At 39.5% G+C, this 23,324-nt stretch carries 27 protein-coding genes; 7 read left to right on the top strand and 20 right to left on the bottom strand.

Features of this window, described 5'->3' with window-relative positions; translation table 11 throughout:
* Nucleotides 1-222 precede the first annotated feature (222 nt).
* The gene (locus JOC54_RS07700) at nucleotides 223-411 is read left to right on the top strand and encodes a hypothetical protein (protein ID WP_035420982.1); all 189 of its coding nucleotides are present in this window, start codon (nucleotides 223-225) and stop codon (nucleotides 409-411) included.
* On the opposite strand, the gene JOC54_RS07695 is transcribed toward JOC54_RS07700, so the two are convergent.
* The 5 genes from JOC54_RS07695 to JOC54_RS07675 form a co-directional block, all read right to left on the bottom strand.
* Nucleotides 391-552 (bottom strand): hypothetical protein, encoded by a 162-nt coding sequence (locus JOC54_RS07695; RefSeq protein ID WP_162472030.1) that lies wholly within the window; start codon nucleotides 550-552, stop codon nucleotides 391-393. The two genes, JOC54_RS07700 and JOC54_RS07695, sit on opposite strands and share 21 nt — an antisense overlap.
* A gap of 56 nt (nucleotides 553-608) precedes the next feature.
* A complete protein-coding gene (locus JOC54_RS07690) occupies nucleotides 609-1,025 on the bottom strand; it encodes a YugN-like family protein (RefSeq protein ID WP_204465507.1) in 417 nt (138 codons plus the stop codon).
* 90 nt (nucleotides 1,026-1,115) lie between these two features.
* Nucleotides 1,116-2,462: a glucose-6-phosphate isomerase gene (locus tag JOC54_RS07685; RefSeq protein ID WP_204465504.1), complete on the bottom strand. Its 1,347-nt coding sequence runs from the start codon at nucleotides 2,460-2,462 to the stop codon at nucleotides 1,116-1,118.
* Between the two features lie 64 nt (nucleotides 2,463-2,526).
* Entirely contained in the window at nucleotides 2,527-3,633 is a 1,107-nt protein-coding gene (ddlA, locus tag JOC54_RS07680) for a D-alanine--D-alanine ligase (protein WP_204465502.1), read from the bottom strand.
* Between the two features lie 115 nt (nucleotides 3,634-3,748).
* Nucleotides 3,749-4,912, bottom strand: a complete 1,164-nt coding sequence (locus JOC54_RS07675; protein WP_204465499.1) for an iron-containing alcohol dehydrogenase — start codon at nucleotides 4,910-4,912, stop codon at nucleotides 3,749-3,751.
* Nucleotides 4,913-5,093: 181 nt separating this feature from the next.
* Between JOC54_RS07675 and JOC54_RS07670 the strand changes: the two genes are divergently transcribed.
* The gene (locus tag JOC54_RS07670; RefSeq protein WP_054793293.1) at nucleotides 5,094-5,327 is read left to right on the top strand and encodes a DUF378 domain-containing protein; all 234 of its coding nucleotides are present in this window, start codon (nucleotides 5,094-5,096) and stop codon (nucleotides 5,325-5,327) included.
* Nucleotides 5,328-5,364: 37 nt separating this feature from the next.
* Here JOC54_RS07670 and yugI read toward each other — a convergent pair whose 3' ends face one another.
* The 5 genes from yugI to JOC54_RS07645 all read right to left on the bottom strand — a co-directional run bounded on the left by yugI (nucleotide 5,365) and on the right by JOC54_RS07645 (nucleotide 9,537).
* On the bottom strand, nucleotides 5,365-5,781 hold the full coding sequence (gene yugI, locus JOC54_RS07665) for a S1 domain-containing post-transcriptional regulator GSP13 (RefSeq protein WP_204465497.1): 417 nt from the start codon (nucleotides 5,779-5,781) through the stop codon (nucleotides 5,365-5,367).
* Between the two features lie 72 nt (nucleotides 5,782-5,853).
* On the bottom strand, nucleotides 5,854-6,996 hold the full coding sequence (locus JOC54_RS07660) for a DEAD/DEAH box helicase (RefSeq protein WP_204465494.1): 1,143 nt from the start codon (nucleotides 6,994-6,996) through the stop codon (nucleotides 5,854-5,856).
* Nucleotides 6,993-7,817: a hydroxyethylthiazole kinase gene (gene thiM, locus JOC54_RS07655; protein WP_054793292.1), complete on the bottom strand. Its 825-nt coding sequence runs from the start codon at nucleotides 7,815-7,817 to the stop codon at nucleotides 6,993-6,995. The genes JOC54_RS07660 and thiM overlap by 4 nt, the downstream gene beginning before the upstream one ends.
* A gap of 32 nt (nucleotides 7,818-7,849) precedes the next feature.
* Complete coding sequence (locus tag JOC54_RS07650; protein ID WP_204465492.1) at nucleotides 7,850-9,040, bottom strand: aminotransferase; 1,191 nt, start codon at nucleotides 9,038-9,040, stop codon at nucleotides 7,850-7,852.
* The gene (locus JOC54_RS07645; RefSeq protein WP_198316032.1) at nucleotides 9,040-9,537 is read right to left on the bottom strand and encodes an Lrp/AsnC family transcriptional regulator; all 498 of its coding nucleotides are present in this window, start codon (nucleotides 9,535-9,537) and stop codon (nucleotides 9,040-9,042) included. Before JOC54_RS07645 ends, JOC54_RS07650 begins: the two co-directional genes overlap by 1 nt.
* A 131-nt stretch (nucleotides 9,538-9,668) precedes the next feature.
* Between JOC54_RS07645 and JOC54_RS07640 the strand changes: the two genes are divergently transcribed.
* On the top strand, nucleotides 9,669-10,217 hold the full coding sequence (locus JOC54_RS07640) for a cysteine hydrolase family protein (protein WP_035420975.1): 549 nt from the start codon (nucleotides 9,669-9,671) through the stop codon (nucleotides 10,215-10,217).
* A 35-nt stretch (nucleotides 10,218-10,252) separates the two neighbouring features.
* Here JOC54_RS07640 and JOC54_RS07635 read toward each other — a convergent pair whose 3' ends face one another.
* Nucleotides 10,253-10,723 carry an S-ribosylhomocysteine lyase gene (locus tag JOC54_RS07635; protein ID WP_204465490.1) on the bottom strand — a complete coding sequence of 157 codons (471 nt, stop codon included), beginning with the start codon at nucleotides 10,721-10,723 and terminating at the stop codon, nucleotides 10,253-10,255.
* 128 nt (nucleotides 10,724-10,851) lie between these two features.
* Between JOC54_RS07635 and JOC54_RS07630 the strand changes: the two genes are divergently transcribed.
* Together JOC54_RS07630 and JOC54_RS07625 are read left to right on the top strand one after the other, a co-directional pair.
* The gene (locus tag JOC54_RS07630; protein WP_035420974.1) at nucleotides 10,852-11,685 is read left to right on the top strand and encodes a YihY/virulence factor BrkB family protein; all 834 of its coding nucleotides are present in this window, start codon (nucleotides 10,852-10,854) and stop codon (nucleotides 11,683-11,685) included.
* A 70-nt stretch (nucleotides 11,686-11,755) separates the two neighbouring features.
* Nucleotides 11,756-12,028, top strand: coding sequence for an HU family DNA-binding protein (locus tag JOC54_RS07625; protein ID WP_035420973.1), 273 nt, complete (start codon nucleotides 11,756-11,758; stop codon nucleotides 12,026-12,028).
* Nucleotides 12,029-12,076: 48 nt separating this feature from the next.
* On the opposite strand, the gene JOC54_RS07620 is transcribed toward JOC54_RS07625, so the two are convergent.
* The 3 genes from JOC54_RS07620 to JOC54_RS07610 form a co-directional block, all read right to left on the bottom strand.
* Nucleotides 12,077-13,402: a Na+/H+ antiporter family protein gene (locus tag JOC54_RS07620; RefSeq protein ID WP_204465488.1), complete on the bottom strand. Its 1,326-nt coding sequence runs from the start codon at nucleotides 13,400-13,402 to the stop codon at nucleotides 12,077-12,079.
* A 111-nt stretch (nucleotides 13,403-13,513) separates the two neighbouring features.
* Entirely contained in the window at nucleotides 13,514-13,792 is a 279-nt protein-coding gene (locus JOC54_RS07615) for a hypothetical protein (RefSeq protein ID WP_035420971.1), read from the bottom strand.
* A gap of 113 nt (nucleotides 13,793-13,905) precedes the next feature.
* Nucleotides 13,906-15,390: a leucyl aminopeptidase gene (locus JOC54_RS07610; RefSeq protein ID WP_204465486.1), complete on the bottom strand. Its 1,485-nt coding sequence runs from the start codon at nucleotides 15,388-15,390 to the stop codon at nucleotides 13,906-13,908.
* A 136-nt stretch (nucleotides 15,391-15,526) separates the two neighbouring features.
* On the opposite strand from JOC54_RS07610, the gene JOC54_RS07605 reads away from it, so the two are divergent.
* Nucleotides 15,527-15,994 carry a divergent PAP2 family protein gene (locus JOC54_RS07605; protein ID WP_204465484.1) on the top strand — a complete coding sequence of 156 codons (468 nt, stop codon included), beginning with the start codon at nucleotides 15,527-15,529 and terminating at the stop codon, nucleotides 15,992-15,994.
* 47 nt (nucleotides 15,995-16,041) lie between these two features.
* On the opposite strand, the gene JOC54_RS23155 is transcribed toward JOC54_RS07605, so the two are convergent.
* From JOC54_RS23155 to JOC54_RS07590, 3 genes are all read right to left on the bottom strand, one after another.
* The gene (locus JOC54_RS23155; protein ID WP_204465483.1) at nucleotides 16,042-16,665 is read right to left on the bottom strand and encodes a 3D domain-containing protein; all 624 of its coding nucleotides are present in this window, start codon (nucleotides 16,663-16,665) and stop codon (nucleotides 16,042-16,044) included.
* An 80-nt stretch (nucleotides 16,666-16,745) separates the two neighbouring features.
* Complete coding sequence (locus tag JOC54_RS07595) at nucleotides 16,746-17,072, bottom strand: YuiB family protein (RefSeq protein ID WP_035420970.1); 327 nt, start codon at nucleotides 17,070-17,072, stop codon at nucleotides 16,746-16,748.
* A gap of 120 nt (nucleotides 17,073-17,192) precedes the next feature.
* On the bottom strand, nucleotides 17,193-18,395 hold the full coding sequence (locus JOC54_RS07590) for an NAD(P)/FAD-dependent oxidoreductase (protein WP_035420969.1): 1,203 nt from the start codon (nucleotides 18,393-18,395) through the stop codon (nucleotides 17,193-17,195).
* A 195-nt stretch (nucleotides 18,396-18,590) separates the two neighbouring features.
* Here JOC54_RS07590 and JOC54_RS07585 point away from each other — a divergent pair, with 195 nt between their 5' ends.
* Nucleotides 18,591-19,622, top strand: a complete 1,032-nt coding sequence (locus tag JOC54_RS07585; protein WP_200870835.1) for an NAD(P)/FAD-dependent oxidoreductase — start codon at nucleotides 18,591-18,593, stop codon at nucleotides 19,620-19,622.
* A 41-nt stretch (nucleotides 19,623-19,663) separates the two neighbouring features.
* Here the strand turns inward: JOC54_RS07585 and JOC54_RS07580 are convergent, their stop codons facing one another.
* Genes JOC54_RS07580 through JOC54_RS07570 form a run of 3 tightly spaced genes read right to left on the bottom strand, consistent with a single transcriptional unit; the run spans nucleotide 19,664 to nucleotide 23,276 of the window.
* Nucleotides 19,664-20,791, bottom strand: coding sequence for a mannitol-1-phosphate 5-dehydrogenase (locus JOC54_RS07580; protein ID WP_204465481.1), 1,128 nt, complete (start codon nucleotides 20,789-20,791; stop codon nucleotides 19,664-19,666).
* Nucleotides 20,791-21,222, bottom strand: a complete 432-nt coding sequence (locus JOC54_RS07575; RefSeq protein WP_054793287.1) for a PTS mannitol transporter subunit IIA — start codon at nucleotides 21,220-21,222, stop codon at nucleotides 20,791-20,793. Before JOC54_RS07575 ends, JOC54_RS07580 begins: the two co-directional genes overlap by 1 nt.
* On the bottom strand, nucleotides 21,219-23,276 hold the full coding sequence (locus JOC54_RS07570; RefSeq protein WP_204465479.1) for a BglG family transcription antiterminator: 2,058 nt from the start codon (nucleotides 23,274-23,276) through the stop codon (nucleotides 21,219-21,221). Before JOC54_RS07570 ends, JOC54_RS07575 begins: the two co-directional genes overlap by 4 nt.
* Nucleotides 23,277-23,324 lie beyond the last annotated feature (48 nt).

Below are 23,324 nucleotides of genomic sequence, written 5' to 3'. Positions count from 1 at the left end.
GCTACGGCTAAGTCACCGTTTAAGTCTTCGCTAAGCTATCGTATTTATTAACGTTTGGGGTACCGAGGCTAATACCGTCCTGCCAGCGTTGCGCTCTCCCAGCTGAGCTAAGGCCCCCGACTAACATAATATGTATACGTTCAGTTTAATATACTTTTACGCAAAATAAAAGGTTTTTCTTTTCATTAGATGTGGAATGAAGAAGAAAAAGGAGGGATTATGATGAATCCAGTTGTCGAATCTTTTTATTTATTAATTGTCACTGCAATCACGATGATGATTGCCTCATTAATTCTCTTTGGTACCATTTTTATCAAGCTGACATTACTATGTAGCCTTTGCGTTTTCTTTTGTGCGTTTGTAGCATATAAAGTCCTAAGAAAAAACCAATTAAGAGAGAATCAATCCTAGAAAATACCAAATTATACCTGCCACAACGCCAACAAATGCAGATTGAATAAAAACCTCTTTTGTAACAGCTTTCGTCTTAACAAAATCAAGTAGTAGCCATCCTAAAAATACCGCTATAGTTAATATGATTGCTTCCGTCATAAGCACCCCTCCAAGACTCCACTTTAACAAGAAGCAAGGAAGGCTGCAAGATGAAACTATCCTTTTAACGTTTGTTCCAGCTCATTAAGTAAGCTCTGTCCAATAACTTTATACTTTTCGTCAACATCAGCGTCTTTATCAATTGGTTTTTGGAATTGATTAATTAAACCATCGACTGCTGCTGGAATGTATCCACCTATTCGTTCATCATCGTTTTTATCTTGGTAAACATGATGAAGCAAATAGGGCCTATTGAGCTCAAATACTGCGTCATGACTTCCAATTTCTCCTTCAATAACTCGAAATGGGAGCCGTAAAAATGTATAACCACCTTCTTCCGATATCTTATAGTCATAACACCCGTGATCGTATTCCCAATTTCCACCCATTGAATAGCCAAGCGGCTGTAGTAATGATTCTAATTCTCTTGCTTTAACAGTAAGCCCTTCTATTGAAGATTCCAATTCAATCACAAATAACACCCCTTTATAAGGTTATTTTGTGAGCACATTTAAAACTTATACATAAAAAAGCACGAGCTAAATGCCCGCGCTTCAACTAAATTACAGTCGTTTTTCTAGCTTTTCTTTCTCTTCTTCAAATCCAGGTTTACTAAGTAACGCAAACATATTTGTTTTGTATGCTTCCACACCAGGCTGATCAAACGGGTTTACCCCGAGAAGGTAACCGCTAATCGCAACGGCTTTCTCAAAAAAGTAAACAAGATAACCGAAATGGTATGCACTTAATTTAGGAACAGAAACGATAAGGTTCGGTACACCACCATCTGTATGAGCAAGCATTGTCCCTTTAAACGCCTGCTTGTTTACAAAGTCCATCGTTTCTCCTGCAAGGTAATTTAATCCATCAAGGTCACTTTCCGCTTTTTCCAGCGTCACTTGCTTCTCTACTTCTTCAACGTGTAAAACCGTTTCAAACAAATCACGTCGTCCATCTTGAACATATTGACCCATTGAATGTAAATCAGTTGAAAAGTCTACCGATGCAGGATAAATTCCTTTTTGGTCTTTACCTTCACTTTCTCCAAACAGCTGCTTCCACCACTCGGACACGTAATGAAGTTTCGGCTCATAATTCACCATTAACTCAATCGTTTTCCCTTTGTTATAAAGAACATTACGAACTGCCGCGTATTGATAAGCAGCATTTTCCTTTAAATCAGGGTTTGAGAAGGCAAGACGAGCGTCTGCAGCACCGTCCATCATCTCATCAATATTTAATCCACTTACGGCAATTGGAAGCAGTCCAACTGCTGTTAACACAGAAAAACGTCCCCCTACATCATCTGGAATAATGAAAGACTCATATCCTTCTTCATTAGCTAATGTTTTTAATGCTCCGCGTGCTTTATCCGTTGTGGCGTAAATCCGCTTGCGCGCTTCTTCCTTACCGTATTTCTTTTCAAGGAAATCACGAAAAACGCGGAAAGCAATTGCTGGTTCCGTTGTGGTTCCTGATTTGGAGATAACGTTAATGGAAACATCTTTACCTTCTAGAAGGTCCATTACATCCCGAATATACGTAGAGCTTATATTCTGACCAACAAAAAGAACTTGTGGCGCATTTCTTTTTTCCTTAGGCAAATCATTAAAGAAAGAATGGTTTAACGCTTCAATTGCCGCTCGAGCACCTAAATAGGATCCACCTATCCCTGCTACAAGTAAGACATCTGAATCGTTTCTTATTTTCTCTGCGGCTTTTTTTATACGATCAAATTCTGCTTTATCGTATTCTACTGGAAGGTCAATCCAGCCTAAATATTCGCTGCCTGCTCCAGTTTTATTATGAAGGGAATCATGCGCTACCGTTATCTGATCCTGTAGATATGAAACCTCATGCTCTCCAAAGAAAGAAAGAGCTTTACTATAATCAAATTGTATCTGTGTCATAAAAAAAGAGCCTCCTTAAAATCGGTACGTATTAAATGTACCGAACAGAGGCTCAAAACACAAGTTAATCGCGGTCAAAAACAGAGCTTTTTAATTCTTTATCACGTTCATGACGTTTAATTGCTAATTCAATTAGTGTCGTTATTAATTCTTGGTACGTTACACCACTTGCTTCCCATAGCTTAGGATACATGCTAATCTGCGTAAAGCCTGGAAGTGTATTCACTTCATTAATGATAATCTCACCGGCAGTCGTTACAAAAACATCTACTCTGGCTAAACCTTCACAGTTTAGCGCTTTAAATGCTTTTTTTGCGATCTCTTGTACTTCAATGTTTATCTCTTCTGATAGATCTGCTGGAATGGCTAATTTAGCCCCGTCTTCACTAATATATTTCGCATCATATGAGTAGAAACCATCCTGAGGCAATATTTCGCCACATGTACTTGCTTTTGGTTCATCGTTTCCAAGCACGGCACACTCAATTTCTCTCCCTTGAACAGCTGCTTCAATTAAGATTTTATGATCGTAGTGAAACGCTTCTACCACTGCTTCTTCGAACTCTTTTTCATCTGTTGCTTTGCTTACCCCAACAGATGATCCTTGGTTTGCCGGTTTAATGAATAATGGCAACCCTAATTTTTCAGTAATTTGTTCGAAATCAATGGTTTTCTTTTGAGCACGTGTATAGCTAACACCACTGGCTACATTTAACCCTTCTGCTTTTAGAAGTTTTTTAGCGATGTCTTTATCCATACTAACTGCCGAACCAAGAACATTTGAACCTACAAATGGAAGGTTTGCCAGGCGCATCATCCCTTGCAGTGAGCCATCTTCTCCCAGAGTCCCATGAACAATAGGAAAAATAACATCGAGCTGTCCTAATGAACTTTCTGCACTTATTGGGACAAATTGATTTACTTCTTTACCAGGTACTAGAGAAATCCCTTGATTCGATTTATTTAATTCAATTAATGCTGGATTGTTTGCATGTAAGAGAAAGTTTGAAGCTTGGTTTAAATGCCATTGACCTTGTTTGTCAATTCCAATCAACGTGACCTCAAATCGTTCTTTATCAATTGCATCAACGATATTTTTTGCTGATTGAAGCGATACTTCATGCTCAGCTGATTTACCGCCGAATATTATTCCTACACGTGTTTTTGCCAAAATCGTTCACTCTCCTTCCCGTTCATTATACACGGAAAAAGCTTGTTACAGAATGAAGAATTAAAGAAAACAAGTCAAAAAAAGTGGCCGATTTGGCCACTTTTCATTCTCTTTTTTACAACGCTTGTGTTAGAATTTCCATCACTTCAGGTCTACCTATTTTATGGTAGTTCCCAAATACGCCATTTTCCGTTGCAATATCTGCAATCTGATCAATTTGCGTTTCATCAATACTGTAATCAGAAAGCTTTGATGGTGCGCCAATGCTTGTCCAGAAAGAGGACAGTTTTTCAATTCCTTCAAGTGCCACTTCACGATCTTCTTTTCCTTCACGACTTACGCCAAATACACGTTGCGCAAGCTGAGCTCCTCGCTCTGGATTAACATCCACACTATGTCGCATCCAATGAGGAAATAGGATAGCTAAACCACCAGCATGAGGTATATCTGAAACTGCTGATACGGCATGTTCTAAATTATGCGTACCCCAATCACCACGGGCTCCCATTTGTGTAATCCCATTCAGTGCCATTGTTCCACTATATAATATCGTTTCACGTAAGTTAATATCTTCTAGATCATTAATCAATTCAGGTCCACATTCCATTACCGTTTGTAGAATTGATTCACAAATGCGATCTTGTAGAGGTGTGTTTTCAGCAGGGTGGAAGTAGGCTTCCAGAACATGTGTCATCATGTCAACAATACCGTAAACCGTTTGGTCTTGTGGTACTGAAACGGTGTTGATTGGATCAAGAATTGAGAAGTTTGGAAAACTAAAGATTGATCCCCATCCTACTTTATGATGCGTTTCCCAGTTTGTAATAACGGACCCTGAATTCATTTCTGAACCTGTTGCAGCTAAGGTTAAGATCGTTCCGAAAGGCAGTGCGTCATCTGGTAGCACTTTTTTCATAATGACATCCCATATATCACCGTCAAAACGTGCGCCAACGGCAATTGCCTTCGTCGCATCAATGACACTGCCTCCACCAACTGCAAGGATAAAACCAATATTATGTTCTCGGCAAAGGTCAATTCCTTTTTGTACAGTTGTTAAACGCGGATTCGGCTCAACTCCTGCGAGTTCAACAACGGAACACCCTGCATATTCCAACTGTTCCATAACCGTGTCATAAAGACCATTCTTTTTAATGCTGCCCCCACCGTACACGAGCAGAACTTTTCTGTCATAAACAACTAGCTCATCGGCCAGTTCCTTTGTTTTTTCTTGACCAAATATTAATTTTGTTGGATTGTAAAATGTAAAAGCGTCCATAGAAGGAGCCTCCTTTTTGTTTATCTTTTCAATCGTAGCTGTTTTTAATATAGAAAGCAAAAACACCGCTCATTCATGACCGTTAATTGCCAAGCCCATTTGTGCATAATCAAGCTCATCAAACTCCACCCTATACATAGCACATAAATCTATGTGCACAAAGAAGATGGAGGTGAAACAAATGAGTGGGATTCAAAAAACAGCATTAGTACTTGCAATTATCGGAGCAATTAACTGGGGTCTTATTGGCTTTTTCCGATTTGATTTAGTAGCATTTATCTTTAACGGCCAAGCTGCTGCTATGTCTCGCCTTATTTATGCACTAGTAGGATTAGCAGGCTTATACGCCATTTCAATTTTGTTAAAACCAAAAGAAGAATTAGGTAGAGATCATGAGGTTGAACCTCAACGATAACAAAAAAGCAGCTAGTCAACACTAGCTGCTTTTTTATTTACTTCTTCGCGCGCTTATTTAAATCTGCTTGAATTTCATTCGATTGCTTTAACCATTCTTTTAGCTTATCTTCAAGCGTATTAAAGCCTTGTTGCTTTTGTTGAGGTGCTTGCGGCTTACGACCAACGCCAGCTCCACCAGTAGGACGTGGCTTGCTTTGTGGACGAGCAGGTGCTTCTTGAGTTGCACGGATTGATAAAGAAATCTTTCCAGACGACTCATCAACTGACATCACTTTTACTTTTACTTCATCTCCTACTGTTAATACATCAGCAATGTCTTTAACATAGCCGTGAGCGACTTCAGAAATGTGTACCAAGCCTTGTTTTTTCTCATCGATAGCAACGAAAGCACCGAAAGGCTTAATTCCGGTTACTTTTCCTTCAATAATGCTTCCTTCTTCATAATTGGACATTCATCACAACTCCTAAACATGTTTTAACCTTTTGATTTTACCATACGTTCTCCATTTGCGCAAAGACAGATCCTAATATTGTTTCGAAATTAATCTCCCTTTTGCTAATTCAACTGGTTCAATGGATATCGATAAGTGGTTTTCGTATTTTTCTTTTTTATAAAGCTCTCGTCGTTCAAATAATGAAATGACTTTACCAGATTGATTCATACGCCCTGTCCGACCTGCTCGATGTAAATAACTAGCGGCTTCATTAGGCGTTTCTAGTTGAATGATGTGAGTGACATCGGCTAAATCAAGACCTCTAGCTGCTACATCTGTCGCCACAAGAATAGATGCTTCATTTGACTTCATTGCTTGTATGGCTAATTCTCGTTCTTGCTTAGAGCTCTCAGAAGACAATCCAACTGCATCGATTTTACGGTAACGCAACTTTTCAACCGCCTCCGTTAACTTGTCCAGCTGATTGACAAACACAATTCCTTTTTTAATTCCTTCTGCGTGAATAAGACGACGAACCATATCAATTCGATCTCGTGCTTCAATCATGACGAAAACATGTTCCACTTGAGCAGGTACAACAGAACCATCTGCTTCAATTCGGACAATGTCTTTAACGAAGGATGCTAACTTCGTTTCTAATTTATCTGGGGCAGTAGCCGAAGCGAACATAAATTGAGCTGAATAACCAATACGTTTTCCTAATTCTTCTACTTCGGACCAAGACTTATCTTCAAGAACAAGTCGATCGACTTCATCTATTACGTAAAAACCAACATCTGCCAATTTTATTTTTTTTGTTTTAACCAGCTCTAAAACTCTTCCTGGGGTTCCAACAGCAATATGGGGTTTTTTCTTTTTTAACTTTTCAATCTGACGGTTAATATTTGCACCGCCAATAAATGTCTGACACGTTATGCCTGTATTCGCAATGGTTTCTTTAATGACTTGCTCAATCTGCACAGCTAACTCTTGCGAAGGCGCAATAATTAACGCTTGTGTCGTTAACTTTTCAGAATCAATTGAGGCTAGCAATGGAAGTGTGTACGCTAATGTTTTTCCTGAGCCTGTTTGCGAGCGTAGCAAGATATTTTTTCCTTCTAATGCTGCTGGTATTGCCGTCTTTTGAATGGGAGTTGGTGTTTGTATGCCTGCTTTACTTAAATTAGCTTCAATTTCATTTGGCCATGTTCCCATTGTAAAATGAGTAATCATTTTTCCTTCTCCTCTAGTTCGATCTCTTCGACCTGTTTGAAAAGAGCCGCTTCATCCTCGGTCAACTGACTAAGTTCATTAATAAATTGAATTTGAAATGAAGCAATTCCTTGTGTTTGTGTTTTTGTAAATGCACGTTCCGCCGCCACTCCATAGAAAACAAGCGCTTCGGTAGCCGCATCAATTAAAGACTCTGACTTAACCGCACTGTACGCGCAAATCACACCACCTAGTAAACAACCCGTTCCAACTACTCGTGTTAACCATGGATGTCCATTTTTTACTGTGACTGTTCTCATCCCATCTGAAATGACGTCTGTTGCACCAGTCACAACAATAACACAGTTTAACTGTTTTGCGGCTTTTATTGCAAGTTGAATCGGATCTGTTTTAATTTGCGCATCTACACCTTTTACCGTTCCAACCTCTCCTAAAATAGCGGCAATTTCGCCTGCGTTACCACGAATTAGAGCGACATTTACTTCATCCAGGATCTTACGAATGATGTGATTTCGAAAGGGAGTTGCTCCCGCACCAACGGGGTCTAAAATAACTGGGGTGCCCTGTGCATTTGCTGCTCTTCCAGCAATAATCATCGATTCAATAACGGCTTCTGACGGCGTACCAATGTTTAACAACAATCCGTCTGCAGCGCTTGCCATATCAGCTGTTTCCTCTTTAGAATAAGCCATTACTGGCGAAGCACCTATTGCTAACAAGCCATTTGCAGTAAAATTTGTAACAACCATATTTGTCATGCAATGAATAAGCGGATTTTCTTGTTTAATTGTTTTCATGTTAACACCTTCTTTCAATGAAATAAGGGAGACCAGAAGCGCGGTCCCCTTTCTTTTTAATTCCCTCTTATATCATGCGCCTCAAGAAAACGACCAATTCGTTTAAGCGCCTCTTCTAAATTAACAAGAGAAGTCGCATAAGAACAGCGGATATGACCTTCTCCACCTTTACCAAAAACCGAGCCAGGCACCACTGCCACTCGCTCTTCTATTAGTAGCTTTTCTGCAAATTCCTCTGACGTCCAACCAGTATGAGCGATAGATGGGAAAGCATAAAACGCTCCGTCTGGCTTATGGCAAGGTAAACCAATTTCTTTTGCCGTTTTAACGAAAAAATTTCGTCGCTGTTGATAGGACAACGTCATTTTTTCAATATCTTCCATTCCGTTTCTCATCGCTTCTAGTGCCCCGTATTGAGCCATGGTTGGTGCACACATCAAGCTATACTGATGAATTTTCAACATCGCATCTAATAGGTCAGGCGGAGCAAGAACAAAGCCAAGTCGCCACCCTGTCATAGCGAAAGCTTTGGAAAACCCATTAATGACAATGGTTTGTTCCTTCATAGCAGGCAATGAGGAAAAGCATACATGATCTTTTTCATAGGATAATTCCGCATAAATTTCATCTGAGAAAACAATTAAATCATGCGTTTTAACAATTGTAGCGATTTGTTCTAGTTTTGCCCGACTAATTGTAGCACCAGTTGGATTGTTTGGATAACAAATCATAATTGCTTTTGTTTTATCCGTTATCGCTGCCTCAATATCTTCTGGCAATACTTCAAAGTGGGATGCTGCTGTTGTACCGACAGCAACGGGGACTCCTCCTGCCATAGACACCAGTGGTGCATACGATACAAACGTAGGTTCAACAATAATCACTTCATCACCCGGATTAATAATTGAACGCATGCCTAGATCGATGGCTTCACTGGCACCGACCGTCACGAGCACTTCATTGTCGGGATTATAATCAACTTGAAATCGATTGTTCATATAGTCCGAAATAGCGACCCGAAGCTCTAAGAGACCAGCATTAGCCGTATAAGCAGTCATTCCACGTTCTAGCGACGAAATACTCGCTTCTCTAACGTTCCAAGGTGTAACAAAGTCTGGTTCACCCACACCAAGTGAGATAACGTTGTCCATTTTTGATGCTAAATCAAAAAAACGGCGGATGCCGGATGGTTGAATGGAACGGACACGCTGCGATAATCTAGTTTGTTTGTTTGCTGTTTGTTCCACTATGGACTCACCACAATTCTCTTATCCGTATCTGGTTCTTTAAAAATAACACCGTCATGTTTATATGTTTTTAATTGAAAATGAGTGGTTGTCGATAAAACTGAATCAATGGTTGACAAACGTTCGGAAACGAAGCGCGCTGTTTCTTGCATCGTTTTTCCTTCTACAACAACGGATAAGTCATAGGCACCCGACATTAAGTAAAGCGCTCGTACTTCTGGAAAACGATAGATCCGTTCAGCTACCTCGTCAAACCCTACGCCTCGTTTTGGCGCTACTTTTACATCAATCGTAGCGGTAACCGCTTCTTGTACTGGCAGTTTAGCCCAATCAATGACGGCAGAGTAACTAAGAATCACATTTTTTTGTTCGAGTTCTTTAATGGATTGATTTACTTCCTCCACAGATAAATCAACAAGTTTAGCGATTTTCTCTGAATCAAGACGTCCATTTGCTTCGATAATTTGTAAAATCTCGACTGATTTTTGATCAATCATACTAATGCGCTCCTCCATACAATGACTTCAAGCTCGAATGAGTATTGCTTTTTTGTCCATCCTAATCATAACATAGGATCTCCTACATTGGCTTTGTAAAAAGAAGGGACCAAGGAACGAGGTAAACTCACATGTTACAAGAACATAGTGCTTTATTAATTATTGATATGATTAATCCCTTTTCTTTTGAACATGGGGAACAGCTTTATCCTCAAGCAGAACAAATTACTAAAAAGATTCTACAGTTAAAGGAACTTATGCATAAACATAAAGCGCCTGTCCTATACATTAATGATAACTATGGAAAATGGCAGTCTGATTTCACTCAATTAGTAGACGATATTGCTTCAAGTGACGCGCTTGGCGCACCAATTGCCAAGCAGCTAAAACCCCTACCCACTGATTATTCTATTATTAAACCAAAATACTCAGGTTTTTTTGATACACCGCTTCATCTACTGCTCGAACATTTACAAATACACACATTGTTTTTAACAGGAATTGTTGGGAATATGTGTGTTCAGTTTACAGCGAATGATGCTTATACATTAGAATATGACCTTTGTATCCCTCAGGATGCTATTGCAAGCTTTACCAATCGAGACAATGATGTCGCCTTGCATCACTTTGAACAGATTCTTAAAGCAAATGTTAAGCCAACCTCGACCTGGCTTGAATAGAAAAAGTCGCAAGCATGGTATGCCTGCGACTTTTCTTAAAATACTTGCTTTAAGTTTTCTTTATCTTCGGCTAACCATTTTCTCATCCGTGCTTTTGTACCTTCTAGATCATGTAAAATCGCCTGGCCACACTCTTTTTCTGTAGCCGCAGGAACATCTTCCGTAGAAAGCGAATACTCCATAGTCTTTTCTAATACATCAATAATCTCACTCACTGCTGGGGTTCCACTCATAATTAAATAGTACCCTGTTTGACAGCCCATTGGTGAGATATCAATCACATCAAAGTGATCGTACTCTTCAGAGAAGCGACGAATGTTGATTGCGAGTAAGTGCTCTAGTGTATGAATCACTTCAGGCTTTAACGCTTCTTTGTTTGGTTGACAAAAACGAATATCAAACTTATTTACTTCACCGTCGCTACCAATTTTATGCGTCCCGCAATGACGTACGTATGGTGCTTTTACAATCGTGTGATCAAGTTCAAAACTCTCAACTGATGGCATCTAATCATCTCCTTTGTTTACTTACATTAAGTATAAAGGATAGCCGTTTGTCCTGTCGAAGGTTAGGTTTATCATTTTTTTTTATGGGTACAAGTTATAAGTTATGGCAGATTATCAGGGGGGCATTAATGTCGATACGTACTATCCGTTTATTTTCAAAAAAATTAATTGATCAAATTAAAGCTGATCCCATTCCAGATCTTGCAGCCACGTTGGCTTTTTATTTTATTTTAGCTATTTTTCCTTTAATGATTTTTGTTTTAGCTGGAGTTTCGTTGTTTGATATAGACACGGAAGAAGTTTCTATGATGATTTCTCAATTTTTTCCCGGTGAAATAGGTGATGCCTTTACAAACATTGTTTTGAATACGATAGGTACACCTCAAATTGGTCTCTTGTCAATCGGGTTTTTAGGAACACTTTGGTCTGCATCAAATGCTATTAATTCTTTTATTCGTTCTGTTAACCGTGCATACAACATCGAAGAAACACGGCATTTTCTAAAACTAAGAGGAACGGCAGTCTTATTAACGATTGCAATGGTTATTTTAATTATTGTGACCCTTGCTTTACCTGTTTTTGGTAATGTTATATTAGATGGATTAGAGAACTTCTTACGTATTCCTTCAGAGGTTGTATCTGTTGTGAGCAACCTTAGATGGGTTGTTGCATTTGTTGTTATGATTGCATCATTAATGGTGCTCTATTGGATTTCGCCAAATGAAAAAATTCAATTTCGTCATGCACTGCCAGGGGCCATTGTAGCTACAATTGGCTGGCAGCTCATCTCCTTCTTATTTTCAATTTATGTGAGTAACTTTGGTAATTTTGAAAGTACGTACGGTCCACTTGCAGGAATTATTATTTTGATGTTTTGGTTCTTTATCACAGGCATCATTTTAATAATAGGAGCAGAAGTAAACGCAACAATTCACCAAATGAAAAAGAAAATGACTACTTAATGTATAAAATAATGTGGATTGGAGATGATGGTAGCAGAACTTACTTAATCGTTTTCCAAGGAGTGTTAATATGAATAAAACAGAATTAATCAATTCACTAGCCGAAAGAGCTCAGCTTTCAAAAAAAGATGCAACGACAGCCGTCAATAGCATGTTTGATTTAATTACAGAGTCATTGGGTAAAGGTGAAACCGTCCAGTTAATTGGGTTTGGTAATTTTGAAGTTCGTGAACGCGCAGCTCGTAAAGGACGCAACCCTCAAACCGGTGAGGAAATTGATATTGCGGCAACAAAAACACCAGCATTTAAAGCAGGTAAACAGCTTAAAGACGCGGTGAAGTAAGTATAAAAAAGGAGTTTCGTCCCAATGGACGAAACTCCTTTTATTGTTTTAAAGAATTAGTGCAGCTACACAGCCAAAAATAAATAATGGAACGGTTAAATGCAAAAATGTTGGAACACATGAATCCCAAATGTGATCATGTTGACCATCGGCATTTAACCCAGCTGTAGGCCCTAAAGTCGAATCCGAGGCAGGTGCTCCTGCATCGCCAATCGCGCCAGCAGAACCAATTATCGCTATAATCGCCAATGTTGACAAGCCAACTTCTAAACCAAGAGGTACAAATAATGTGGCGATAATCGGAACTGTGGCAAATGAGGAACCTATTCCTAACGTGATTAATAAACCAACAGACATCATTAATACGACTGCAGCAAATTGATTATCACTAATTAATGTAGAAACGCTTGTAACTAATTGCTCCACATCTCCAGTGGCTCGAACGACTTCTGCAAAACCTGCCGCTGCTAGCATGACAAAGCCGATAAAAGCCATCATTTTTATTCCATCCGTAATGACTTCATCAGATTGTTTTAACTTGACGGTTCCGGAAAGGAGTAAAACAAATAGTCCCGATAAAGCTGCAGGTATCATTGAGTCATTGTATATTGTTTGAACTGTAACCGTAGCAATAACGGCTAAACTCGCTACAACAATTGACCAGGTTGTGTAGCTTTTTTCTTGCGTATCGTTTTTCTGGCTAACACCTTTATCTTTATATAAACGTTTCTGGCGGTACGTCACAAACACGGCAATTAACAAACCAATAAATGAACTTATTGTTGGAATTAGCATGGCCTGTGGGATCAAGCCCATGTCGATCTCCAAGCCACTCGCTGCCATATTTTCAGCGATAACTTTATGAAAAAGCTGACCGAACCCATAAGGTAGAAGCATGTAAGGAGCTGTAAGACCGAACGTTAAGATACAAGCGATCAATCGACGGTCCACTTGCAATTTATTTAATATCGATAAAATAGGCGGTATAAGTATAGGGATAAATGCAATGTGAATAGGTACAAGGTTTTGCGACATACACGCCACAACAAATAACATGATAAACAACAACATTCGTGTTAATGTGTCTCGTTCTGATTCACCATTTTTTTGAATTCGTTTTTGTAATTTCTCAACGAGAAAATCAGGCAACCCTGTTTGTGATAATGCAACGGCAAACGCACCAAGTAGCGCATAGCTGAACGCAATTTCCGCATTTTCGCCAAGACCTTCTGTAAAAATAGTAATTGTGTCTGGAAAAGCTAAGCCTCCAATCAGCCCACCTACGATGGCTGAAATCGTCATAGCAAGCACGACATGAACTCTTAATAAACTTAAAACAATCATTAATACAACTGCAACAATAACGGCATTCATCAAATCAATCCTTTAGTTTGCTAAATCACTAAAATGTTACACTAATTTATCATCGTTTTTGGGCGATGTCAACAAAAAAACGTAGAGAGCGATCGCTCTCTACGTTTTTCATTAAAATGCAATTTGAGTAAAAGAAAGTGATTTATCACGACAACCTTTTAACTGGTACGAAATCGTGTCACCTACTTGTACAGATAACTCGATTGGTTCTGTGATGGAGGCATCATTCGTTGCAAATAGCTTATGCGTACCTGCTGGAACTTCGATCGTCATTTTTTGTCTACGTTTTAAAGCCCCAACAAAGTGGTCGTTAATAAAGACGCGATATTTGCGATTTAACGCATAAAGCTCACGTGCACATTTTATTTCAACATAAGCAGTATCAATCATTTTGTTCCCCTTCCTTATACAGAAACATTCTGTTTGGCCAGGTTCATTATTTATTATCCTTCATTATAACTTTATGCAACCGAGCGTACAAGTATTATCTTTTTACGTCCCTATTAAGCGCGGTTTGAAATATATTCTGCAAGTGTTCGAGCCATTATACCCGTAGCACCGGCAGGCCCTATTGCTGTTTGTTTACTTGTTGATGACGTTCCAGCAATATCTAAATGAACCCAAGGAGTGTCCTCCGCAAATTCACCAATAAACAAACCTGCTGTAATGCTTCCTCCAGCGCGGCCAGGTGCATTGTTCAGATCAGCTACATCGCTCGTTTTTAACAAATCTTTATACGCTTTACTACTTGGAAACTGCCAAATTGGTTCTCCTACGTTCTCACCAGCCACACGAACAGCTTCCATTAAATCCTTATTATTTGTCACTGCTCCCGTTGTTTCTTGACCAAGTGCAACAATACATGCTCCTGTTAACGTAGCAACATCTATTAAACGTGAAGCGCCAAGTTGCTTGGCATAAGCAACGCCGTCAGCTAGAATTAACCGACCCTCAGCGTCCGTATTTCGAACTTCAATTGTTTTTCCACTCATTGCTCGTAAGACGTCACCAGGTTTCATTGCTGAACCATTAATTAAGTTCTCACTTGATGGAATAACGCAAAGGACATTTTGCTTCGGTTGTTCTTCACCGATAATTTGCATGGCTCCAAGAACGGCTGCAGCCCCACCCATGTCACCTTTCATTTCATGCATGTTTGCAGGTGGTTTTAACGAATAACCACCAGAATCAAACGTTAACCCTTTTCCAACAAATGCGGTTAGATCATCACTGGCTGGATTGCCTTCGTAACGCATAACAATCATTTTTGGTGGCTGATCGCTGCCTTGAGCAACTGCCAATAGAGCACCCATTCCTAGTTTTTCCATGTCCTCTCGTTCAAGAACACTAAATTCAAATCCATAGCTATCAGCTATTGTCTTTGCTTCTTCAGCCAAATCAGTTGGTGTTAACATGTTCCCTGGTATGTTCACAAGTTTACGAGCTGTATTCGTCCCATTTCCATATGTATACCCACGTTGTGCTGATTGTGTGAGCCCTTCTTCTACCGAATAGAAACGAATGGCTTCTACCATTTTTATCGGCTCATTGCTTTTTTCCTTATACGTCTGTTTATCGTATGACGCTAAAGCAAATGCTTCACCAACTGCAAAGGCAGCCTCTTCTTTTGAGATTGAACTTGAAGCAAAACTATCTAACAGAATACCTGCGCGCTCCATTTTTTCCTTTTTTAAAAGTAAACCAGCTTTTCCAAGTCCCGTTCTCAATTCGTCACGAGTAAGTGTTTCTTTATCTCCTAGATGGAGGACATACACTTTTTTAGTTGAAATAAGATTTAACGTATAGAAAGAAGTAAGCTCTCCTCTCTTCTTACCTAACGATCCTTGTTTTCTTAATTCCATTAATTGACCATTTAAAGCTTGATCCAACTTGCTAACATCTTCTGTAAACGTTGTACCGTTCCCAATCCCTACTAGTAACACATCATCTTCGTTATTGCTTGTCCAATTCGAATTTACACTAAACATTCTTACATCTCCCTTCAAACCTAGTATAGCACGGCTTAAAATACGTTCCAAAATGTAAAGGCCTTAGAAGGAAATCTCATTCTTCATATGTTATACTGAGGAAACGACAAACGACGATTAGCGAAAGGAAGAAACCATGGAGATTTTGCAAAACTTCCCGCTCTGGGCGGCATTTATAGCGATCATTCTTGCGCAATTGATAAAGATTCCTCTCGCTTTTTTTGCTACTAAAAAAATTGATTTAACCCTATTCACTAGTACGGGTGGGATGCCTAGTTCACACTCAGCAGCCGTGACCGCACTTTCAACAGCTGTTGCGATTGAACATGGTCTTGATTCATCATTGTTTGCTGTTTCAGCCGTACTTGGAATCATTGTAATGTTTGATGCAACTGGTGTACGTCGACACGCTGGTTACCATGCCACTGTTTTAAATCAGCTCGTGATGGATTTTAATCGGTTAGTTGAAGAAGTGAAAACATGGCCTAAAAAAGAAAACGAACAAAAATTAAAAGAATTACTTGGTCATCAACCAATAGAGGTGTTTTTTGGAGCTCTTCTAGGAATCATTCTTTCCTTATCGCTTTATCCTTTAATTGGATAAAAACATATAAAAAGACGGACAGGGCAATTCATGACCTGTCCGTCTCTTCATGTTCGTCTACTTTCTCTAAATCCATGTATTTGGTTGGCTGCATTAAATTCATCAAGCTGTTCTTGAGTTAGAGTACCGTTTCCTTCTTGAATTACATAAACTTCTACTTCTTTTTTGCCCCACTCATTAAAAACATCTTCCACCGTTTCGTAATACAAATCAATTTTATTTCCTTTAATGAGAGACCCCGTGTCGGCGACTACACCATAGCCATACTCTGGTATAAATAAAACGGTGCCAATTGGAAATACGTTTGGATCGGCCGCTACAGTCGAGTATGCGTCACGCAATACCGGTAGTCCTGAGAATGTAATGCCGTAAGCTGGGTCTCCAGGTCCTTTTCCAGTAGATTCTATACCTGCTGTATAGCCAGTCGCTATAACTGAAACACGTTCAAATTCTGTTGGATCTATTTCTTGCTCCATAAGTGAATAAGTTGATATCGTAATTCCAGGAATTTCTTTCTCATAAGTCGTAATACGCTTAACACCATTATCAGTTGAATAAAAATGAGAAAACGTTAAATTTGTGAAAACGTGAATGGTTGCTAGCACAGCCCCAATAAATAATAAACTCATTCCTACACGAAATAACCACTTCATCTTATGATTCAAATGCATTGACCTGTCACACTCCTCTCTTACAGCTTTTCCATTAAGAGAGACAATATGCAAAAAAAACAGACCTTATTAAAAGTCTGTTAAAACATTTGATAACCAGCTTTTCGCAAAAGCTTCATAATGATTCCCGCAGCAATTGCTCCAAGAAAACCACTAATTAAAATGACGATATCAGCAAAGTGCAAGGACGCAACACGCTCAAATAAAAGCGAGAACGCTTGACCTGGTTCTGTAAAAAAACGACCATATGGTTCTTGGTTTACTATAAACAACACAACAATGGGATAAATGACTGCCATGATCCACGTTAAGCGTAGTACCATGTTTAACAGAAAACCAATGCCTGCAAATAAAATAAAAAACAATAGAATCGAAACAACTAATTGTAGAATATGTAAATCTTCCATGTCTATGCCTCCCACTCATTCATTAGTTTACGAAAAAGCGCTTCCTTAAGTCAACTGCTTGCTTTTCATAAAAAGAAGCAGCAGGGTTTCACCCTGCTGCTCATTGATTAACGCTCTTGCTTACAAAGGGAATTTCCCTTTTTTCAACGCAAGCATTGGTCCACCTAAAACAAATAGAGCGCGGTTATCAATCATTTTTTTCATAAAGTTCGCTGTTCCACCATAGATCTTTTTGGAACCAACTACCCCAATTGCTTCTTTTCCGCCTAATGAAGCAACTGTTCCTTTAATATCTGGCTTAAAGCTTTCTAGTCCAGAGCCGCCTTTGTTTAGCGTTACAATATTGTTGGCACATGTTTTTGCCATTTGCATAGCAATTTGAGCGGTTGGAGGATACGGGCGATTAATTTCTTCATTAATAATTAACGCACAGTCACCAATAACAAATACGTCGTCATATCCTGGTGCACGTAAATCTGGATCTACCTTTACACGACCACGATTGGCTTCAAAGCCGGATTTTTCAATAACTGGATTTCCTCGAACTCCAGTTGCCCAAACGATTGTTTCAGATTTAATTTCTTCGCCTTCACCAACAATAACTCCAGTTGACGTTACTTCTTTAATTGGTGTGTTAATCTTAAACTCTACTCCACGGCTTTCCAATAAATTCATGCCGTATTCTACAAGCTCAGGGTCAAATCCTGGCAAAGCACTTGGTGCCGCTTCAACTACAAATAGGCGTACTTTTTCACGCGGAACATCATACGTTTTGCATAGTTCTGGGATTCGCTCAGATAATTCGCCAATAAATTCAATACCAGTGAATCCGGCACCTGCTACGATAAACGTTAATAGTCCTTCATGCTGATCATCGGTATTGTTATAATTTGCAAATTGAGCATCAATATGGTCTTTTACTTGACGAGCGCCATTAAGCGTCCATTTTGTGAATGCATGTTCATGTACGCCTGGAATACCGAATGTTTCTGCTGTTGCACCTAAAGAAACAACTAAATAATCGTACTCCAATTCGCCCTCTTTTAAAATGACTTTCTTGTCTTCTGTTTTAATTTCTAATACTTCATCTTGAACGAAATTCACTTTATTTGTGTTAAGCACATCAGAAATCTTTACACGAGTGCGATCTGGATCCATCGTTCCTGCTGCTGGTTCGTGCAACCAGGTTGTTTGATAGTGGTAATCATGCTTATTGACCAATGTAATTGAGGCTTCATTATGGCCCATCTTCTTTGAAAGCGTGACGGCAGTATTCATACCACCATATCCAGCGCCTACAATAACAATCTTTGCTTTGTTCACTCTAATCACTTCCAATTATCTTAGTTTAGTTTAAACAGCTGCTTATGTTTGTGATTTATTTCACGTTCTCGTTCAAAAAATCGTCATATGATCTAACACTCTAATGATAGTTGTTTTTTCATCAAAATTCAACTCCAATCTGCAAAAAAATTTCCTGTTTCAAGGTCTTTGTATTTGTTTCGTCCTCCATGTATAATGAGAAAGGATCTCAATACTCTCGGGGGTGTAGCAATCTTGCACGAACATAAGGATTTATACGATTTAACTATTATTGGCGGCGGCCCATCTGGACTTTTTGCCGCGTTTTATGCAGGTATGCGTCAAATGAAAGTAAAGGTTATTGAAAGTATGCCCCAATTAGGTGGACAACTTTCTGCTCTTTACCCTGATAAATATATTTATGATGTAGCCGGTTTTCCAAAAGTAAAAGCACAGGATTTGGTGGACCAATTGGCAGCGCAAGCTCAACAATTCAATCCTACACTCGTATTAGAAGAAGCTGTACAGACGTTAACAAAAGAAGAGGACGAATCGTTTACACTAACTACGGATAAACAAACGCATTATTCCAAAGCAGTCCTTATTACTGCCGGTGCTGGTGCTTTTGCTCCTCGTAAACTCCAAGTTGAAAAAGCGGATTTTTATGAAGACAAAAATATTCACTACTTCATTCGTGATTTATCCGCATTCACAGGGAAGCGAGTTGTTGTAATTGGGGGAGGCGATTCTGCAGTTGACTGGGCACTCATGCTTGAACCGATTGCAAAAGAAGTGACGCTTGTTCACAGGAGAGATGCTTTCAGAGCACATGAGCATAGTGTTGAACTGTTAAACAATTCAACCGTTCGAGTCTTGACGCCATATGAAACAACCGAACTTCATGGAGATGAACATGCTGTTTCCTCTATCACGTTCCAAAAGGTAAAAGGAGATGAAAAGGAAACCATTGAAGTGGACGATGTTGTTGTGACATTTGGCTTCGTATCGACGCTTGGCCCAATAAAAGAATGGAATTTGGATATCTTAAAAAATGCAATCCAAGTAAATTCGAAGATGGAAACGAATATTCCCGGTGTTTACGCCGCTGGAGATGTAAGCACGTACGACGGCAAAGTAAAATTAATCGCAACTGGGTTCGGTGAAGCACCTACAGCTGTTAATAATGCAAAAGTTTACATCGACCCTAAAGCACGTGTATTCCCAGGTCACTCTACAAGCTTATTTTAGATAAAAAAACGTTGGTTCTTAAGTAACCAACGTTTTTTGACTTATAATCTTTTTTCTAGCATCTTTATAAGTGGATGATCTCCTTCAACACCACTTACTTCTTGAAAAGCTCCTATGATTCCGTGCTCTTCGATAAGTTGCTTTAACGTCTCACTTTCTTGATCACCTTCAACATAAAAGTGAAGCGCGTCATAAATCGATTCAATTAACGCTTCGGGGTGAAAGCCTTTCTCTGCTAATTGTTTTGCTGGTTTAACAAGTCTATCTTGCGCGCCTAGTTTACGAATTGGACCTCGACCAACCCGCTCCACCAGGTCTTCCAAATAGGGATTTTCAAATCGAGAAATAATTTTATCAATATACGCCTCATGCTCGTCCGCGTCAAATCCATATACGTCTACTAGGATTGTTTTCGTTTCGTTTAAAGCTCCTCGAACACGGTGTTTGATATATGAGTCTCGCAGTGATTCTTTAATTGTTTTCTTTCCAGCTTGAAAACCAGCATACGCTGCAACTGCGTGTCCTGTATTAACCGTAAATAACTTCCGTTCAATAAATGGGTTAAGATCTTCAACGAGTTTGGCCTGTCCTAGCGAGACATTCGTGCCTTTAAGGGAAGGCTGTTCTACTACCCATTCAAAAAACGGTTCTACTGTTACAGCTAGCACATCATCTGATTGAACATTTGGGACAATTCGATCAACCGCAGCATCCGCGAAGCCCGTAATCGTCTCGACTTTTGTTTGTTCTTCAGCGGAGAGCTGTTCAAAGATTAATTTCTTTAACTGCGATGTAGCTCGAATTGCATTTTCACACGCAATAACATTTACGAACGTATCTGAGCTGCGTGCACTTAAGCCTTTTGCAATGGTTTTCGCGATCAATGGCAGAATTGTCGGGCCGACTGCTGTTGTAATAACATCCGCTTCAGCGATTGCCTCAATAAGCTTAGTCTCATTTGTTTGACTGTTTACTCCACTTACATTAGTGACAGTAAACTGTTGCTTTTCTTCAGCAGCTGTTGTGACCGTGTACTCACGTCGATCATTTAATGCTTGAATAACCGCTTCATTTACATCAGAAAAAAGAACGTCATAACCGGCCTCTGAAAGTACAGCTCCAATAAATCCTCTTCCAATATTTCCAGCGCCAAAATGAACAGCCCTCATTACTCAGCTACCTCGGAAAAGAAGTCTACTACTTCTTTCGCCGTTTTAGCTTTTACTAATTGACGTACGTTCTCTTCCTCTGAACAAGCGATTGCTATCTTAGAAAGGATTTCTAAATGCTCATTTCCTTTACCAGCAATTCCTATAACGAGTTGGACAGGGTTTCCATCCCAATTCAACTCATTTTCTAATAGCTGAATGGATAATCCAGATGATTTTACTTGATCACGGGCATCTTCAGTACCATGAGGAATCGCCAGCAGATTCCCCATATAGGTAGAAGTTACGTCTTCACGTTCAAACATTTTATCAATATATTGCTCACTGATATAGCCTTGTTGTGCTAACAGTTCACCTGCTTGTCTAATCGCTTCCTCTTTTGTTGCAACTTGTACATTTAGCTTAATATTTTCTTCTTTTAAAATGCTCATTCTGCTTCCACTCCTTTTGAAATATATGCGGCTAAAAACTCCCGGCATCTTTGATCAAGAACTTGTTGTATTGTTTCTATAGATCCTGATTTAAAAAGATTCGTTTGTTCTTCTGATTCAATCAGTAAGATACTTAAGAAACTCATGAATTCTAGCTTATCTTCACTTAAATCAACCGGTGCTAACATGACGAGAACACGTGAAATTTCTTCTTCTCCACTCGCCATCGAGGCTACGGTTGTTTTGTTTGTAAGTGAAACAACCGTGAAAATTGGCCTCATCACATCACTCGTTCTTGTGTGATACAAAGCTAGCTCAGCTCCCGGTATTGCTAACCCTCCCAGCTTTTCCCTCGCAAGCAATGCATGGTAAACGTGCTCCGCGTGGGTAATCGCTCCCGACGCTTCCAAAAGGCCGCACACTTCTAGAACGCCTTCCTGAAGATTGGTGCTTTTAATCTCAATGACAGATTCAAGCAATGCTTGAATAAATCGGCTCATAGCAGTTATTTCATGAAACGCAACACACTCATCATGTTCTCTTATGAGAGTTGGAGCCGTCATTGACATATGATTCTTTGATTGCGACTCAATAAAAGAGCGAATCAGAGTCACTTCTGCTTGTGTTAAAACAGGACTTACATGGATTGCGCCTTTACTTTTATCAAAGTTAACGGTAGAAATAAACAAATCAAATGTCTCAGGATCATACTGATCAAGCTCAAATAATGAGGCAATCGTAATTGATGTTACTTCTGCAAATTCTTGCTTTATTCGACTGGAAAGCATCTTTGCTGAGCCAATACCGCTCGAACACACGACTAGTGCTGACAACGAAGCAGGACTACTTTGTCGTGTTAAAACGGCTCCAAAATGCAACGTCAAAAAACCAATTTCTTCGTCTGGTAATACAATTGGTGCAAATGCTATATTTGCTTGTTTTTTTGTTGCAGCAAACAAACTAGGGTATTCCAATTGAATTCGCTCTAGTAGAGGGTTGTAAATCTTCATCTCTTGATTAACCCGATAAAGAGCCGGTGTTAAATGAGCAAGTAGACCTTGAAAAAAAGACGGTTCATTGAACCGAACCTCAAGTTGCTGTTCCATCCCCGAAATAAGATTTCTTAAACGAAACGTCAATTCAGCATTTCCGGCTTTTTCGCCAAAAGGGTTTAATGTGCGAGCACCACGTAAATGCATGATGAGATAGCCCACTTCTTCTCTTGGAATTGTAATGGCAAACTGTGCTTCAAGAGCATGCGCCACGCTTTGAGCAACTGGCAAGATTTCTTCAAGCTCAAGCACATGTAGCTGGTCTTGATCCATTTGAATTTGCTCGCCTTTTTTTATACGCTCTATTGCAAGTGTGACATGAACCACAAGAGCAATATAGGATTGATCGGTTATCTGCGGAAATTTATCTTGCTTTAATTTAGCAAGCGTCAATTGAACCAAGCGAATGGTTTGTAAATCAACGAAATGAAGCAACCGATTTGCCACTTCTTTTTCCATTTCACCTGAATAGACCGCTTGATAAAACGTTTCCTCTGTTAAGTGCTCAGACAGTATACTGGACATTGCGCGGCGGATCGCCGTCTCTGTTCCATGAACTTCAATTCCATATCCCCGTTTTCGAATTAATTCAATCCCAAAAGAGTGAAGCCATTCTTCCGCTTTCGTCAGATCGGCTCCTACGGTTGCTGAAGTTACATTTAATTCCCTCGCCAGTGTATATAACTTGATCGGCTCTTTTGAATCAAGTAGCTGTGCGATTAGCAGGCTAATCCGCTCTTCACTCGTAAAATCTTGATGTCTTTGTTCTGCAATATCCAGACGTAAGTGGCGTTTTGCCGCTTCAGTTCCTTTAAGGGTAAGCAACGGGGCACGCACCAATGTTAGATCATATGAAGAAAGCAACCGATCCAAACTGCGTAAGTCTCTTTGAATCGTTCTTACACTTACTGAAGCAGCTTTTGCTAACTCTCTTGCAAGTAATCCTTGCTCATTATCTAATAAGATTGTTAGCACTATACGTTCTCTTGCCGTTATGAACATAGACAGATCCCCTTACACATAAAACAGAGAGCACCCCCGAAATCGGGG

It is taken from the genome of Shouchella xiaoxiensis, from assembly GCF_016907895.1.
Classification (GTDB): Bacteria; Bacillota; Bacilli; order Bacillales; family Bacillaceae_D; genus Shouchella; species Shouchella xiaoxiensis.
Note: the sequence above shows the minus strand (reverse complement) of the source record. Positions and strands in the feature narration are given on the sequence as shown.